The sequence below is a fragment of the Pseudoalteromonas sp. NZS71_1 genome (genome assembly GCF_015864305.1).
GTDB classification, from domain to species: domain Bacteria; phylum Pseudomonadota; class Gammaproteobacteria; order Enterobacterales; family Alteromonadaceae; genus Pseudoalteromonas; species Pseudoalteromonas arctica.
The window spans coordinates 1-14,711 of sequence record NZ_JADYXM010000026.1 but is presented as its reverse complement, the minus strand read 5'-3'; the positions used below and the strand labels follow the sequence as shown (position 1 = coordinate 14,711).

Sequence of the window (14,711 nt, the reverse complement as noted above, 5' to 3'; positions counted from 1 at the left end):
AATGGTTTAACGAAGCAAAAGGTTTTGGTTTTATCGAGCAAGAATCTGGCGCAGACGTGTTCGCACATTTTAGCGCAATCTCTGGCGACGGTTTTAAAACTTTAGCTGAAGGCCAACGTGTGCAGTTTACTGTTACTCAAGGTCAAAAAGGCCCACAAGCCGAGAACATTGTTAGCATCTAATTGCTAAACAATTTAGTGGGTTAGAGATAACCCATTAATATATTTACCTTTATAATTATTTAGTCGAATATCTTCAAAACCTCCTCTGTAAATATTTTCCAAGCGCAATCTCATTTGTATACACAACTCATTAATTAGTACATTTTTAAACACATTTACTACTATCTCTCTTGAGCGAAAGCTTTGTATTGCCTACAATAGCGCATACTTCATTCAATATAGAATATGACCATGAACGACACTACCGCAAAACCTGCTTTACCAGATCGCCTTTCTATTAATCCACGTAGCCCACATCATGTGGAAGAAGTTTTTGAACACGATATTGGTATCACGTTCAACGGCAAAGAGCGTTTTGATGTTGAAGAATACTGCATCAGCGAAGGTTGGATAAAGTTTGCATCTCCAAAAGGCCTTGATCGTCGCGGACAACCACTTTTACTTACAAGAAAAGGCACTGTTGAAGCCTTTTATAAGTAAGCTAATACTACTTACTAAAAAAGCGACACCATATTGGGTAGTCGCTTTTTTTGTGCTTGTTAAAAATCATTTAATTATATTAATTTTCGCTTTACCCAGCACCCAATCTAAGCCTTGGATTGCTGTTGTTGGAAATGCGGTTGCATGATTAGCGCCGTCAATAACAACACTTTTTAATTCTATATTGTCACTTTTAAGCGCATTAATTTTTTGCGTTAGCTGCTTAGCACCTTCAACCATATTTTGCCCTTCGCCGAAAGCTGGCGTTTCCATAGATCCAACTGATATATATACCCTTATAGGCAATTTTGGCTTATTCACTTTTAAGGCTAATAGTGCATTGTTATCAAACCAAACCGATGGGCTGCCAATAATATAATTGCTAAATAAATCGGGTGTCGTTAATAAAATAGTCGCGCCAAATAAACCGCCTAACGAATGCCCCATGTAGGTTCTTTGTAAGTTACTGGCCCGATAGTTTTTTTCAATAAAAGGGAAAACTGTACTTTGTAAAAACTGAATATGCCCTTTGGCATTACCTGTTTGCTTTTTCCAATCTTTTGCAAAGGTAGGCGTGTAATCTCTAATTCGGCTGTTAGAGCCAGCGGACCCTTTTTCATAGCCAATTGCTACAATAATAGCCTGTTGCATTTTGCCACTATTCATAGGGAATCGTGTAGCCCCAGCAACGATGGGAAAGGTATACGGTGCATCGGTTACATAAATAACTGGATACGTTTTATTAGGCTGCTTTTGGTATGATTTAGGAAGCTGAATATACACAGGATACGCCCGCTCGCTAACGGGCTCAATGAGCTCAACCACGTTACTTCGGGGTATTGAATAAGGGGTATTTGCGCTTAATTTAAAACATATTAAGGCGCTTAAAAGCAAAAGAGATTTTAAAATAAGAGGCACTGTATTGGTTAACCTAAGCTAAAAATAAATTAAGTACCTACTTTAAAGTACTTTTAGCGAATATTTAAGCTATCTAAAAAAACAAAGTTTAAATAAAAAATAAAGTGCCAGTGTAGCTTTCGTTTAAACCACCAGCACTTATAGCATTAAACCACTTGATCTGGCTCACCGCCTGAACATGGGCAGTTGTCGTCATTCTGTTTAAGACATTGCTGATAATTAAACCAATGGGCTACAGCAATAAACGCTGAGCCTATTAAGGTTAGCGCTTTTTCGAGCACTTCATGGCCTAGCAATACGGCAAATATCATAAAAGCTAAGCCTGTTACACCAGACACCATATAACGTGTACGTTTATGTTTTTTACAGCCTAAGCTTAATGCCAACAAACTGGTTGGCAGTACCGCCGCAAGAATCCATAAATGAAACTGTTCACTATCTATTTGCAGTACAGCAAAGCTTGGCAATAGCGCTAAAATAACCGGGGTTGCAAAACAATGTACTGTGCACATTAACGATAACCCAATCGCCATACGATCCATAACACTTTGACTCGACTTCATTACTTCCTCTACTCATCAATTTTTAAACAACGGCTTTACGTTTTAAAAGGCATTTAAGTAACAATAGTTAATTACTATTGATATATTATAACATTACTCGCATAATTGATATAATATAACATCCAACAAAGTAGTCAAATGAAACGTAGATCACAATTAGCTGTTCTCATAGCAGCTTTATTGCCGGCTAGTGTGCTTGCATCCACAATAGAAGGCGTTGTTTTAAACAACAAAGGTAAAGTAGTTACCAATGCAACGGTAGAAGTTGAAGGCTCAGATCTTAAAGTAACCACCGATGAAAACGGTAAATTTGTTATAACAGAACTAAAAAATGGCTTAAAAGAGCTTCACGTTGTAGCCCCTGGTTATGCGCATCTTCATCGCGATATAACAATAACTAATGATGAAAACCAATCGGTTACTTTTAATTTAAAGCGCTCGCCTATTGAAGTTATTGATATTGAAGCGACCCCTATTCATATGTCGGCAATGGAATCTGCATCGCCTGTTAGTGTTTTATCTGGCGAACAACTAAGACGACAACAAGCTGCAACCCTTGGCGACAGCCTTGAAAAACTCCCAGGCGTTAATACAAATTTTCACGGTAAAGTAGCCAGCACACCTATTATTCGTGGTTTAAGCGGCCCTCGCGTACTTATTACTCAAAATGGCCTTGATGTTAGTGATGTTTCGCGCGTTGGCCCCGATCACTCTGTTGCATCGGAGGCGTCTACCGCACAACAAATTGAAGTATTACGCGGCCCTGCAACGCTGTTTTATGGCAGTGGCGCAATTGGTGGTGTGGTTAATGTAGTAGATAACCGCGTACCTACCGACAGCACCACGCGTGGTGAATGGAACCTAGAACATAACTCGGTAGATAACCAAAAAGTGGCCTCGTTTAATGCCACAACAGGCACAGACTCGGTGGCTTTTTACGCCGATGCATTTTGGCGTGAGGCCGATGACTACGGGGTACCTGTAGCTGCCGATATAGATAGCGACGGTGAAGAGCATCGTGGTGACTATAAAGTTGAAAACAGTAATGAAGAGTCTGACGGTTTTACTGTTGGCGCTAGCTATTTAATGGATAACGGCTTTATTGGCTTAGCAGTAGAGCAATTTAATCGTCAATACGGTATTCCTGGTCATACGCACGGCGAGGAAGAAGAGGAAGAGGAAGAACACAACGACGAAGAAGAAAGCGTATTTGCTGATTTAGAGCAAACTAAAGTGCAATTATTAGGTGAGTACAACCTAGATAATAAATGGCTAAACAAAATAAATCTCCGCGCTGGCCATACCGACTACGAACACGCTGAAATTGAGAGCGGCGCTGTTGGCACTACCTTTAAAAACGAAACCAACGAATTACGCATAGACCTACTGCATAACCAATTTAACGAATGGAATGGCGGTATTAGCTTTCATTACAAGCAAAGCGATGTTGAAGCACAAGGTGAAGAGGCCTTTACTCCTCCATCAGAGACCGAAAGCTTTGCTGTAGCGTTAATGGAAGAAAGGCACTTTGGGAATTTTTTAGTGCAGTTAGGTGGGCGCATAGAGCGTGTAACAATTGAAGCAGGCGACGTATTACTGCCAAATATTGACACTCACGCACACGATGAAGCAGAAGAAGCCGACGAGCATGATCATGACCACGAAGAAAGCGCAGAAACCACTCGCGTATTTGATGTAGAGCATGAATTTACGCCAGTCAGTTTATCGGCAGGGGTAGTATGGGATTTTACATTTAACTATAACTTAGGGCTTTCGGTATCGCGCTCTGAACGTGCACCTTCTGCCTCTGAGTTGTTATCGTTTGGGCCGCATATTGGCACTGGCACTTACGAAGTAGGCGCACTATTTGATTTAGATGAAGATGGCCATTTGGGTTTATCTGAACAAGCAATTGACCTGGAAACAGCCAATAATATCGATTTAACCCTACGTAAAACTCAAGGCGATGTTGGCTTTATTTTAAATGCCTTTTACAACCAAGTAGATAACTATTATTACCAAATAGACACCGGTTTATACGCACAAAGTGGACACGACCATGGCGATGAAGGCGTTGACGAACACGACCATTCATCAGAGCTACCAGTTTATTTATTTAAAACAGATGATGTAGTTTTACATGGTTTTGAAGCGCAAATTGCGTGGCAATTAACAGATGAGTTTAAGCTAGATGTATTCTCTGACTACGTTCGTGCACGCCTTAAAGACGGCGGCGATTTACCCCGTACACCACCGCTTCGTTTTGGCAGCGAGCTAAGCTATCAAACAGATAAACTCAGTGCGCATATTCATGTAACTCGCTATCAAAAGCAAGACCGCACAGCCCCACAAGAAACAGCCACAGACGGTTACACCTTAGTTGATGCGAGCATCTCTTACGACCTTTCAGTGTTAAACCAAGATATGTCTGTGTACCTACGAGGCACTAACTTAACAGATACAGAAGCTCGCGTGCACAGCTCGTTTGTAAAGGATATAGCGCCACGTCCAGGACGTAGTTTTGCGCTAGGTATTCGCGGTTATTTTTAAGCGTTAAAAAATTATAATTAAAGGAAATAAACATGAAAAAACTATATCAATTAAAGCTTATTACACTCGCTATTAGCGCTATATTTATTACGGCCTGTGGCGATGCAGAAACCAACATTGTGGAAAAAGATCCTATTGTTGTAGAAGACGAGCACAATCATGATGATGATCACGACCATGACGACGGCTATACCATAGACTCACTTGGCAGACTTGCCGTTCTGGCAGGTGACAGTAACGAAGCTAGCTTTTTTGATTTAGACAACAGCGAATTACTTGATACATTTACACTAAACAATGACTCAAACACGTTATCTGCATCACCAGGCTTTCGTTATGCTGTTATTGCTAATCGTACTCAAGATTACCTAGGGTTTATAGACGGCGGTATGTGGCGCGAAGATCACGCAGAGCACTTGCATGATTATGAGCAAGGCCCTGCGTTTAGCAGCTACGAGCTAACAAGTGGTAGTCGCCCTACACACTTAATAACTCACGACGGGCAATTAGCAATATTTTACGATGGCGATGCAGAAACCGGTACGCCTGCCTCAGTAGAAGTGCTAACCGATAACGATATTACCAATACAACAGCTACACTAACGGGCATTAACTACGACATTAACATGCATGGTGTAGCTGAGCCTCGCGGCGAGCATTTACTCTCAACCATTCGCCGCGACGATGCAAGTAATACATCTAATGCCAAAGTACTTCCCGATCAAGTGGGTGTTTATCATCTTCACGATGGTAATTACGAACTAGAGCAAACGTTTGAAATAACCTGCCCCGATTTACACGGCGCAGCACAAAATCACGATTATGTTGTATTTGGTTGTGGTGATGGTGTATTGATTGCCCATCAGCAAGGTGATGTATACAGCGCTCAAAAAGTTGTAAATATAGATGCCGTAGGCGATCAGCGCATTGGTACTTTGTACGGCCATAAAAACAATGACACAATTTTTGGTATTGCCGCAGGGCATGATGGCAGTGGTTCAGTATTGCTTAGCATTCATCCTGAAAATGCCGAAATGGAAGAAGTAGAATGGCAACTTGCTGATGGCGCAAGTGCTGTTTCTTATTCTTTTTCAGCCAGTGGTGAACACTTTTTAATACTCGACAGCCTAGGCTTTTTAAATGTACTTACTGGGCATGAACATGACGGTGAAATGCACTGGGAACTCGCAGGCCAAGTAGATATTACTCAAGCAGACGTAACCACAATGCCCGAAGGAATGAGCTTTAGTATGACAGTGGCGCAAAGTGGTCAGTTTGCTTATATTGCCGATCCAATTGCTCAACACATAGTGCAAGTACACCTAGAAGACCTAGAAATTGAAAGTGAGCTAGAGTTAACTTTTCCACCTGCAAGCATTACCTGGTTAGGGATTGCACAAGAAATAGAAGATGAAGATCACGACCATTAATTTAAAACTAACGCTTTAAATTAAAGCCACAAAACAAAAAACCCGTAATTAGGTTTACTAATTACGGGTTTTTACAGCTATTTATTTAGCTCTATTGTTACTTACGGCGCCAGCCACTCCACACATCATCTATATCATCGGCTTTATTTTTTTTCTTTTTCTTGCCTGTGCCTTCTGGTTTTGCCATTGGCTTTTCATTTTTAAGCGCATCAGCTGCATCAAGGTTTGCTTGGTTTACAGCAAAACCGGTTACTTCTTCACGCTCTAGGCGTAGTTTGTTTTTCTTCTCGATTATTTTAAAGTGATGCAAATCTTCATAATCAACCAATGAAAGCGCTAAGCCTACTTCACCAGCACGGCCGCTTCGACCAATACGGTGCATGTAATCAGCAGGACTGCGTGGTAGATTAAAGTTTATTACCACTGGCAGCTTTTCAATATCCAAACCACGTGCAGCAATATCGGTTGCGATAAGTACTTCGATTTCGCCCGCTTTAAATTTTTCTATTACACGAGTTCGCTCACTTTGGCCTTTATCGCCATGGAAAACTTGTGCATTAACACCCCGTTTTTCAAGCTTAGCCGCTAGGTGCTCACAGTCTTTTTTAGCATTGACAAAAATCAGCGCTTGGCGCCATTTATGCGTTTTAATTAAATGTGCTAAAACTGTGGTTTTTTCACCTTTGTTTACGGTAAAAACACGCTGTACTAAGGTGCTTTCATCTTTGTTTTGTACTTGTATTTCAACTGGGTCGTTTAAAAGCTCTTGCGTTAATAGCTTAACTTGCTCAGGGAAAGTTGCTGAAAACAACATGGTTTGTTTTTTAGCAGGCATTAACGCTAAAAGGTCAGCCAGCTCTTCGGTAAAGCCAAGGCTTAGCATACGGTCGGCTTCATCAAGCACAAGCGTAGTTACATTATCGAGCTTAATCGCATTGCTTGAGATTAAATCAAGTAAGCGACCAGGTGTTGCCACAATAATATCGGCGCCGCCGCGCAGTGCCTGCATTTGTGTATTAACCGACACACCACCAAACACGGCCACCGTTTTAATTGCGCCATTAAAGTTAGCAGAATACGATTTAACGCTATCGGCCACTTGCGTAGCAAGCTCACGCGTCGGTACTAAAATAAGCCCCGTTACAAAATTACCTTTGCTGGCAGTATTTTTAGCGCCCTGCTCAAGGAAAGCTTTTTGCAACATAGGTAATGCAAACGTTGCTGTTTTACCTGAACCGGTATTTGCCCCTGCAATTAGGTCACTACCCGCAAGCACACTAGGTATAGCCTTAGCTTGAATAGATGTAGGCTGGGTATATTCCAAATCGGTTAATCGAGCTAATAGCTCTGGAATAAGGCCAAGTTCGGAAAAAGTGCTAGGGCTTGTGGCTGAGGTCATAAAAATTGTGGGCTTATTGCTAAAAAATTAGCCTGCAATTTTAGCGTATTTAACGCATATTAAGTAGTGATTTTAATGTTTTTATAGGTAACAGCTGCGCGATTCGAGCCAGGTTACGAGCGGGTTTATGTTATTTGTAGGCTCGGGTTTATCCCGCGCTTTTATTGTCGTGTTTAAAATAATCCATTTATTCAAAGTACTTAAATGAATGAATTAAATGTTACCCAATAAGCTGCTCTGAAATTACTTTAAATGAGGCAATACAAGTATCAAAGTCATGAGGATTTTGGCTGTATACCATTGGTGCAACAAACGCGGTAAAACGCTCACGAAACTTCTCATTATTTTGAAGCTCCTCCAATCCCAGCTTTAGCTCATTACGGGGATCGTCAACAAACTCCTGATGTTGATTGCCAAATCGGAGCCTATCTTCTTCCAGAATTAAATCAAACATCGGGCGTAACACATTCATATCAATCTTATGCCCAACACTAATACAATGAACATCATAAATATGACGAACCAACGTATCATCATCCTTACGATTTGAATTTGGGTTTCGTTTAACTGACATAGTACGGCGCAACATAGAAAGTACTTTTTCAACCAACGTAGAATCAATCGATACACACAACATAGCCTTAACTTCGGCAGGTTGCTTGTAACTCTGAGCCACCAGCGATGAAATAGAGCGAAGCTCAGTGCCATGAAGTTCAATAGTCTCAATAAACTCTAATTTTATATACGGGCGTAGACATGGTGCTTGGTGATATTGCTGTGGGTATTTTATTTCTATTTCGACATGGCGATATTCATCATTCACCGTTTTATCAGCGTAATTAAGATAAGGATGGTCAGCCAACTTCATTATGATATGTTCAATTAGCGCTTTGCGAGCTTGTTTCTTTGCCCCCTTGCCCTTTTTGATAAACTCATTAGTAGGAATCAATTTTATGTCGACGTCTTCAGACATTCGCAGGATTTTAATATTGGATTTAGCCAATGCAGTTCCGCCAGAAAAAACCAGTTGATGGCTTTCACTTTTTACATATTCCAACATAGCAGAAGAGACACTACCCAATAATCTTTTTCTGGAATCGATGGATTACCTAAATCCAATGCATCAGATACCTCAAGAAACTGTTTTTCCAGTTTGGGTATACTCATCTGCGATAACTCAATATTCTATTGCCAACTTTAAGATTTCGGTTAAATTGCTTAGAGTTCCAGCTGTATTTGATGGACGCAGGTATTTGGGTAGATTTACCGTTAATGCTCTTCAATGACATCGCATCCATCTCAAAGTCTACACCGCGCAGTTTTAAAATTTCACGCATTATCGCATCAGTACCGCCAGGGCTCGTTGGCATCGGCTTATTAGTGAGACTATTAATCGTTGCTTTAGTATATAAACCATAGCCAATTTTCATCAGTATGCCTTTATCGACTAATTGCTTTAACACACGACCAACCTGATCGTAGCTTGCATAATTGTCGAAATCTTTACGTTCAAACACATAGCGGCGAGAACGCTTTATTTTTTGATAAATACGGTCAGTTGCAGTCATGTCTAACTCTCCTACGTAATGATTTGTTTTAGTATAACCCAAACCACCTCTGCCTAAAAATAATACGGCACTGAGAAAAGAAAAAACACGACAAAAATTATCAAACAAAAAACATAAGCTGTTGTTTATAGAAAGATATAAACAAGTTAAACAAAACTTACATAAACTTTAAATTGTAACCGACCTAATTATTGATAAAACCTTAGTAAGCAACGTAATAATGTTCGTTGAATAAAAAGCCAGCAACTAAATTGACAATATTATTAACTCTTACTCAGCTCTACTTGCAACCTAGCTTTTGTTTCTTTTAAGTAATTTATATAAGGATATGAGTCGTCTGCAATTGTTAAAGCAGATTCCATATGTTTAAGCGCTTGGCGAGTATTGCCTTGCATTTCATAGCCATAAGATAAAGCTGAAAGCGCATCGACTGATTGCGGGTGATTTTCTATATTATACTTAAACACCTCAATGGCACGGGCAAACTGCTTGCTATCCGTTAGGTTGTAACCTAGTAATCTAACAGCACGATCTGGTGGAGATATCTGCTCGCCCCATTGTTGAGATAAGTTTTGATAATAAGCATAAATGGAGGCTACATCGTCAGTTAAATCACTTATGGGCATTTGTTTAGGCAAAAATAAGTTGTGATAGGCATTAAATGCACCAGCAACGGAAGTCAGGTTATGCGAGACACCATCAAACGCATCACTAAAGAAGCGTAGCTCTCGCACTTTATGCGATTGCATAGCTTGCTGCAATTCATCGTACCTTTCGCGCATTATGCCGGCTTCTTCGCCGATATTGATGTAAACGTAACTGTTAAGCTCTTTCGTTTTAGCTATAAACGACTTAGTCGCTTTTACCGGTGCGCCATAGTTCCACCAAACGGCAGGGCTGTAAGCAATATGCGCTTGGAAAAGCTCAGGGTTAGCTTGCATAGTATAAAGTGCAAACACGCCTGCTGCTGAGCCTCCAGCAATCACATTAAAGTTATGCGTACGATAGCTTTTATTAATCAAGGGCATAAGCTCTTGCTCAATAAATGCTAAAAACTTTGCTGCGCCTCCGCCTTCACCTACCGGGCCTTGTGGCTCTTTATTAACTGTGGGGTATAAATCCCTTAAGCGATTAGTGTTTTCAATAGCGACAATAATAACCTCAGGCGCACGATTATTATTTTGCAGTCGATCCATTACAGCACTTATAAGCGGTATGTTACCCGCGCCATCTAAGCGATATATAACAGGATATACCTTGTTTGGCTCAGATTGATAGCTCTTAGGTAACTGAACGACAACTGTGCGTTCTTCGTTTAAAACAGCCGATTTAAATGTATGTGTGTGTTGCGGATAGCCAATGGTTTGCTGTTTTAAATCAGGCTCTGCAAGTGTGCTACTAGAATAAAATATAAATAAACTACATATAAAAACAGCGGTTAATAAACGCATGACTAATCCTTTATAAAATAGTGTGTTATTTAATCTAACAGGCTTTGAGGTACAAAAAAAGGCGCATTGAGCGCCTTTTTATCTTTAACAGGTAATTACCAACCTTTTGATTTTACTCAACCGTAACAGATTTAGCTAAGTTACGTGGTTGGTCAACGTCAGTGCCTTTAATTACTGCTACATAGTACGACAGTAACTGTAATGGCAGCGTGTAAACTATTGGCGCAATAATGTCGTCAGTGTGGTTTACGTTGATTACACGCATTGTGTCGTCTGACTCAAAGTGTGAATCTTTATCTGCGAATACGTAAATAATGCCGCCACGTGCGCGTACTTCTTCTACGTTTGATTTAAGTTTTTCTAGCAATTCGTTATTTGGTGCTACAACAATAATTGGCATGTCGGCATCAATAAGTGCTAGTGGGCCATGTTTTAGCTCGCCAGCGGCGTAGGCTTCTGCATGAATGTACGAAATCTCTTTAAGCTTAAGCGCGCCTTCCATTGCAATTGGGTATTGCGAGCCACGACCTAAAAACAATGAGTGGTGTTTGTCGGCAAACTCTTCTGCAAGATCTGCAATACCATCAGCGAGTAATAATGTTTCTTCTAACTTAGCTGGAAGTACTTTAATTGCATTTACAATTGCGCTTTGATCAAGGCCTTTTTCCTGAGCTATAGACGCAGTAAGCATTAACAAACCAACTAACTGCGTAGTAAATGCTTTAGTAGATGCCACGCCTATTTCAGCGCCTGCTTTAGTCATAAAGGCAAGGTCTGATTCGCGTACAAGCGATGAACCAGGTACGTTACAAATAGTCATTGAGGCCATGTAACCTTGCTCTTTAGCTAGGCGTAATGCAGCTAGCGTATCGGCAGTTTCACCCGATTGAGAAATAGTAACAAGTAAGCTATTTTCATGAACAAACGACTGACGGTATCTAAATTCAGAAGCTATTTCTACATTACAGCTAACACCCGCAAACTGCTCAAGCCAGTAACGTGCAACCATACCTGAATGATAAGACGTACCACAGGCAATAATTTGCACATGTTTTACATCTTTAAATATTTGCTGAGCGCTTTCGCCAAAGGCATCAATTGCTACACGGTCGTCGTTTAAACGCCCTTCAAGAGTATTACGTACAGCAAGTGGCTGCTCGTAAATTTCTTTTAGCATGTAGTGACGGTAATCGCCTTTGCCTGATGCATCTTGCGTAATGTTTGATTCAATCACTTCACGCTCAACTGCGTTACCGTCTGCATCAAAAATTTCTACTGTGTCACGTGTAATACGTGCTACGTCGCCTTCTTCTAAAAAGATGAAGCTACGAGTAACAGGTAGTAATGCTAACTGATCAGACGCAATAAAGTTTTCGCCAAGGCCTAAACCAATAACAAGAGGACTACCTGAGCGCGCTACAATGATTTCGTTATCGTTGTCTTTATCAAATACAACAGTACCAAAAGCGCCTTCAAACTGTTTAACAGCTGCTTGTACTGATGCAAGTAACGTTGTGTGTTGTTTACGAAGTTGGTGAATTAAATGCACCATTACTTCTGTATCAGTGTCTGATAAGAATTCGTAACCATCTGCTTTAAGTGCTGTACGTAGGCTAGCGTGGTTTTCAATAATACCGTTGTGCACAAGTGCTAACTGGTTGTTTGATACATGTGGGTGTGCATTTGCTTCTGTAACGCTACCATGTGTTGCCCAGCGCGTATGTGCAATACCTGTATGACCGCTAACGCCTGCTTTTTCTAGAGCTGCTTCTACGTTAACTACTTTACCCACTGCTTTAACAGTATTAAGTGTGTTGCCATCAAGCAATGCTACGCCTGCTGAGTCATAACCACGGTATTCTAGGCGTTTAAGGCCTTCAACTAAAATTTTGTTTACTGGACGTTCTGCAACTGCCCCAACTATTCCACACATAGTGTCTCCATTAATTTTTAAAATACTTGCTACTGAGTAGCTATTGTATAATCTCTGCACAAATTAGTTTTACACCACACGCCTCAATTGCTTTGCGCTTATCGTCTGCTAAGCCATCGTCGGTTATTAATGTGGTTACTATTTTCCACGGTAATTCTAAATTTGGTATTTTTCGGCCAATCTTATCTGATTCAACCATTACAATTACTTCACGAGCGGCTTTTGCCATAACTTGGCTTAAACCAACTAGCTCATTAAAGGTAGTAGTACCGCGCTTTACATCTATGCCGTCAGCGCCAATAAATAGCTGATCAAAGTCGTAAGAACATAATACATTTTCAGCAACTTGCCCCTGAAATGACTCAGAATGTGGATCCCACGTTCCGCCGGTCATTAAAAGTGTCGGCTCGTTCTCGAGTGATAATAAACGACTCGCTACTTTAATAGCGTTGGTCATAACAACTAGCCCACGCTTATCAGCAAGCTCAGGGATCATAGCTGCCGTAGTGCGTCCGCTATCAATAATAATGCGGTTATGATCTTTTATAAGTTTTGCTGCAGCTTTTGCTATTGCGACTTTGCGCTTTGAATCTACTTCATCGCTAACAATTTCTTTAGGTAGTGCAATAGCACCACCGTAGCGGCGAAGTAATAAGCCACTTTTTTCAAGCGAGGTTAAATCTTTTCGAATGGTTACTTCAGATGTTTGAAACTGCTGTGCTAACTTTTCAACGGCGACTTCACCTAATTCATTAACTTGAACCAGTATATTGTGACGACGCTGCTGTGTGTTTCGTTTAGTCATAAAGCTCGTGAATTAAGTTTCATTTCGAAAGTTATGCGATTTTAAACGAAACAACTTAAATGGCAAGTGAACGAGCAAAAAAAATACAGTTTTATTCTAATAATAATAAAACTAAAAGTACGGTAAGCTATAACTAATTAAGTTATAAAGATAAATACAATGCAGTCATTTAACAGTATCAGTAAAGAATACTTAGCACAGCGAAAGCAAGCAGGTGAAACCTGCCGTTTATTTAATAAGAGCCCAAGTAAAGGCAACTTAAAACGTATCAAAGAGTTATTTTTAAAGTCGGGTGATGGTGTAATTATAGAATCAGGTTTTCATTGCGATTACGGCAATCAAATAGTTATTGGTGATCGTACTTTTATGAATATTAATTGCACACTTCTCGACTCGCCATTAGCCAATCACTCAATCACCATAGGTGATGACTGCTTAATAGGCCCGAACGTTCAGCTTTTAGCTGTGTCACATGCTACTAATCCAGCAAAAAGGCTTAATAAAGAAAACTTTGCAGCACCTATCGCGTTAGGCAATAACATATGGGTTGGCGCAGGTGTAATTATTTTAGCGGGTGTGAGTATTGGTGAAAATAGTATTGTGGGTGCGGGTGCTGTGGTTACTAAAAATGTAATGNTGCGGGTGCTGTGGTTACTAAAAATGTAATGCCTAATACTGTAGTAGCGGGTAACCCAGCTCGTGAAATAAGAACATTGTAGCTATTCTCGATGTGATTTTAGCGTCGGGAGTCGCTATGCTCGCCCGCCCTACGTGATGGGTGTTGATGTGTGTGTTAATTGCGCGCATTTTACTTTTCTTCAGACGTAAAAAAGCCCGAATCGTTAGATTCGGGCTTTCTACAATTTGAAGCCTGGTGATGTCGTAGTGCCCACAGCGGTGGAGAGTCACGTAGCAAATGCTACTGTATTGGCCGACTGAGTTATTGAGGGATTTTGTTGTGATTCTAGCGTCGGGAGTCGCTATGCTCGCCCGCCCTACGTGATGGGTGTTGATGTGAGTGTGTGTTAATTGCGCGCATTTCACTTTTCTGCAGACGTAAAAAAGCCCGAATCGTTAGATTCGGGCTTTCTACCATTTGAAGCCTGGTAATGTCCTACTTTCACATAGCAAAAGCTACACTATCATCGGCGCTGTTTCGTTTCACTACTGCGTTCGGCATGGAGTCAGGTGGGTCCAAAACGCTATTGTCACCAAGCAAATTTGGGCGTTAATCCGTATCGCTACGCACTAACTGAATTTGGAAAATATCTGATAATATTTTTTAAGTCTTTTCAGTAATATCTACTTTAGTCATATTAACTTCTTCGCTTGTTTCACTATCACATAAAACGCGTTTGGCGTTGTATGGTTAAGCCTCACGGGTAATTAGTACAAGTTAGCTTAATGGCTCACACCACTTCCACATCTTGCC

The 14,711-nt window shown here is 40.7% G+C and carries 12 protein-coding genes, 1 rRNA gene and 1 pseudogene; 5 read left to right on the top strand and 9 right to left on the bottom strand.

The features are described from left to right. Together I6F43_RS19850 and I6F43_RS19845 are read left to right on the top strand one after the other, a co-directional pair. Positions 1-182, top strand: a 182-nt coding sequence (locus tag I6F43_RS19850; protein ID WP_197103738.1) for a cold-shock protein, incomplete at its 5' end; no start/stop codon positions are given. A 231-nt stretch (positions 183-413) separates the two neighbouring features. Next, complete coding sequence (locus I6F43_RS19845; protein ID WP_002963088.1) at positions 414-662, top strand: DUF3297 family protein; 249 nt, start codon at positions 414-416, stop codon at positions 660-662. 66 nt (positions 663-728) lie between these two features. Here I6F43_RS19845 and I6F43_RS19840 read toward each other — a convergent pair whose 3' ends face one another. Continuing rightward, the gene (locus I6F43_RS19840; RefSeq protein ID WP_169045297.1) at positions 729-1,580 is read right to left on the bottom strand and encodes an alpha/beta hydrolase-fold protein; all 852 of its coding nucleotides are present in this window, start codon (positions 1,578-1,580) and stop codon (positions 729-731) included. Between the two features lie 146 nt (positions 1,581-1,726). Beyond that, the gene (locus tag I6F43_RS19835) at positions 1,727-2,143 is read right to left on the bottom strand and encodes a MerC domain-containing protein (RefSeq protein WP_197103736.1); all 417 of its coding nucleotides are present in this window, start codon (positions 2,141-2,143) and stop codon (positions 1,727-1,729) included. Positions 2,144-2,281: 138 nt separating this feature from the next. Between I6F43_RS19835 and I6F43_RS19830 the strand changes: the two genes are divergently transcribed. Beyond that, positions 2,282-4,693, top strand: coding sequence for a TonB-dependent receptor (locus I6F43_RS19830; RefSeq protein ID WP_197103734.1), 2,412 nt, complete (start codon positions 2,282-2,284; stop codon positions 4,691-4,693). A 32-nt stretch (positions 4,694-4,725) separates the two neighbouring features. Continuing rightward, the gene (locus I6F43_RS19825) at positions 4,726-6,123 is read left to right on the top strand and encodes a 5-methyltetrahydrofolate--homocysteine methyltransferase (protein WP_197103732.1); all 1,398 of its coding nucleotides are present in this window, start codon (positions 4,726-4,728) and stop codon (positions 6,121-6,123) included. A 97-nt stretch (positions 6,124-6,220) separates the two neighbouring features. Here I6F43_RS19825 and I6F43_RS19820 read toward each other — a convergent pair whose 3' ends face one another. The 6 genes from I6F43_RS19820 to I6F43_RS19795 form a co-directional block, all read right to left on the bottom strand. After that, positions 6,221-7,522 carry a DEAD/DEAH box helicase gene (locus I6F43_RS19820; RefSeq protein WP_197103731.1) on the bottom strand — a complete coding sequence of 434 codons (1,302 nt, stop codon included), beginning with the start codon at positions 7,520-7,522 and terminating at the stop codon, positions 6,221-6,223. A 220-nt stretch (positions 7,523-7,742) separates the two neighbouring features. Then, complete coding sequence (locus I6F43_RS19815; RefSeq protein WP_231614116.1) at positions 7,743-8,582, bottom strand: nucleotidyl transferase AbiEii/AbiGii toxin family protein; 840 nt, start codon at positions 8,580-8,582, stop codon at positions 7,743-7,745. 103 nt (positions 8,583-8,685) lie between these two features. Beyond that, positions 8,686-9,090: a DUF6088 family protein gene (locus I6F43_RS19810; protein WP_197103728.1), complete on the bottom strand. Its 405-nt coding sequence runs from the start codon at positions 9,088-9,090 to the stop codon at positions 8,686-8,688. 263 nt (positions 9,091-9,353) lie between these two features. Beyond that, entirely contained in the window at positions 9,354-10,541 is a 1,188-nt protein-coding gene (locus I6F43_RS19805) for an alpha/beta hydrolase-fold protein (RefSeq protein ID WP_197103726.1), read from the bottom strand. Between the two features lie 112 nt (positions 10,542-10,653). After that, positions 10,654-12,474 (bottom strand): glutamine--fructose-6-phosphate transaminase (isomerizing), encoded by a 1,821-nt coding sequence (gene glmS / locus I6F43_RS19800; protein WP_007580413.1) that lies wholly within the window; start codon positions 12,472-12,474, stop codon positions 10,654-10,656. A 40-nt stretch (positions 12,475-12,514) separates the two neighbouring features. Then, positions 12,515-13,279 carry a DeoR/GlpR family DNA-binding transcription regulator gene (locus I6F43_RS19795; RefSeq protein ID WP_121955439.1) on the bottom strand — a complete coding sequence of 255 codons (765 nt, stop codon included), beginning with the start codon at positions 13,277-13,279 and terminating at the stop codon, positions 12,515-12,517. 159 nt (positions 13,280-13,438) lie between these two features. Here I6F43_RS19795 and I6F43_RS19790 point away from each other — a divergent pair. Then, positions 13,439-13,998: pseudogene (locus I6F43_RS19790) on the top strand (sugar O-acetyltransferase). Between the two features lie 382 nt (positions 13,999-14,380). Here the strand turns inward: I6F43_RS19790 and rrf are convergent. Next, a 5S ribosomal RNA gene (gene rrf / locus I6F43_RS19785) occupies positions 14,381-14,495 on the bottom strand. Between the last annotated feature and the right edge of the window lie 216 nt (positions 14,496-14,711).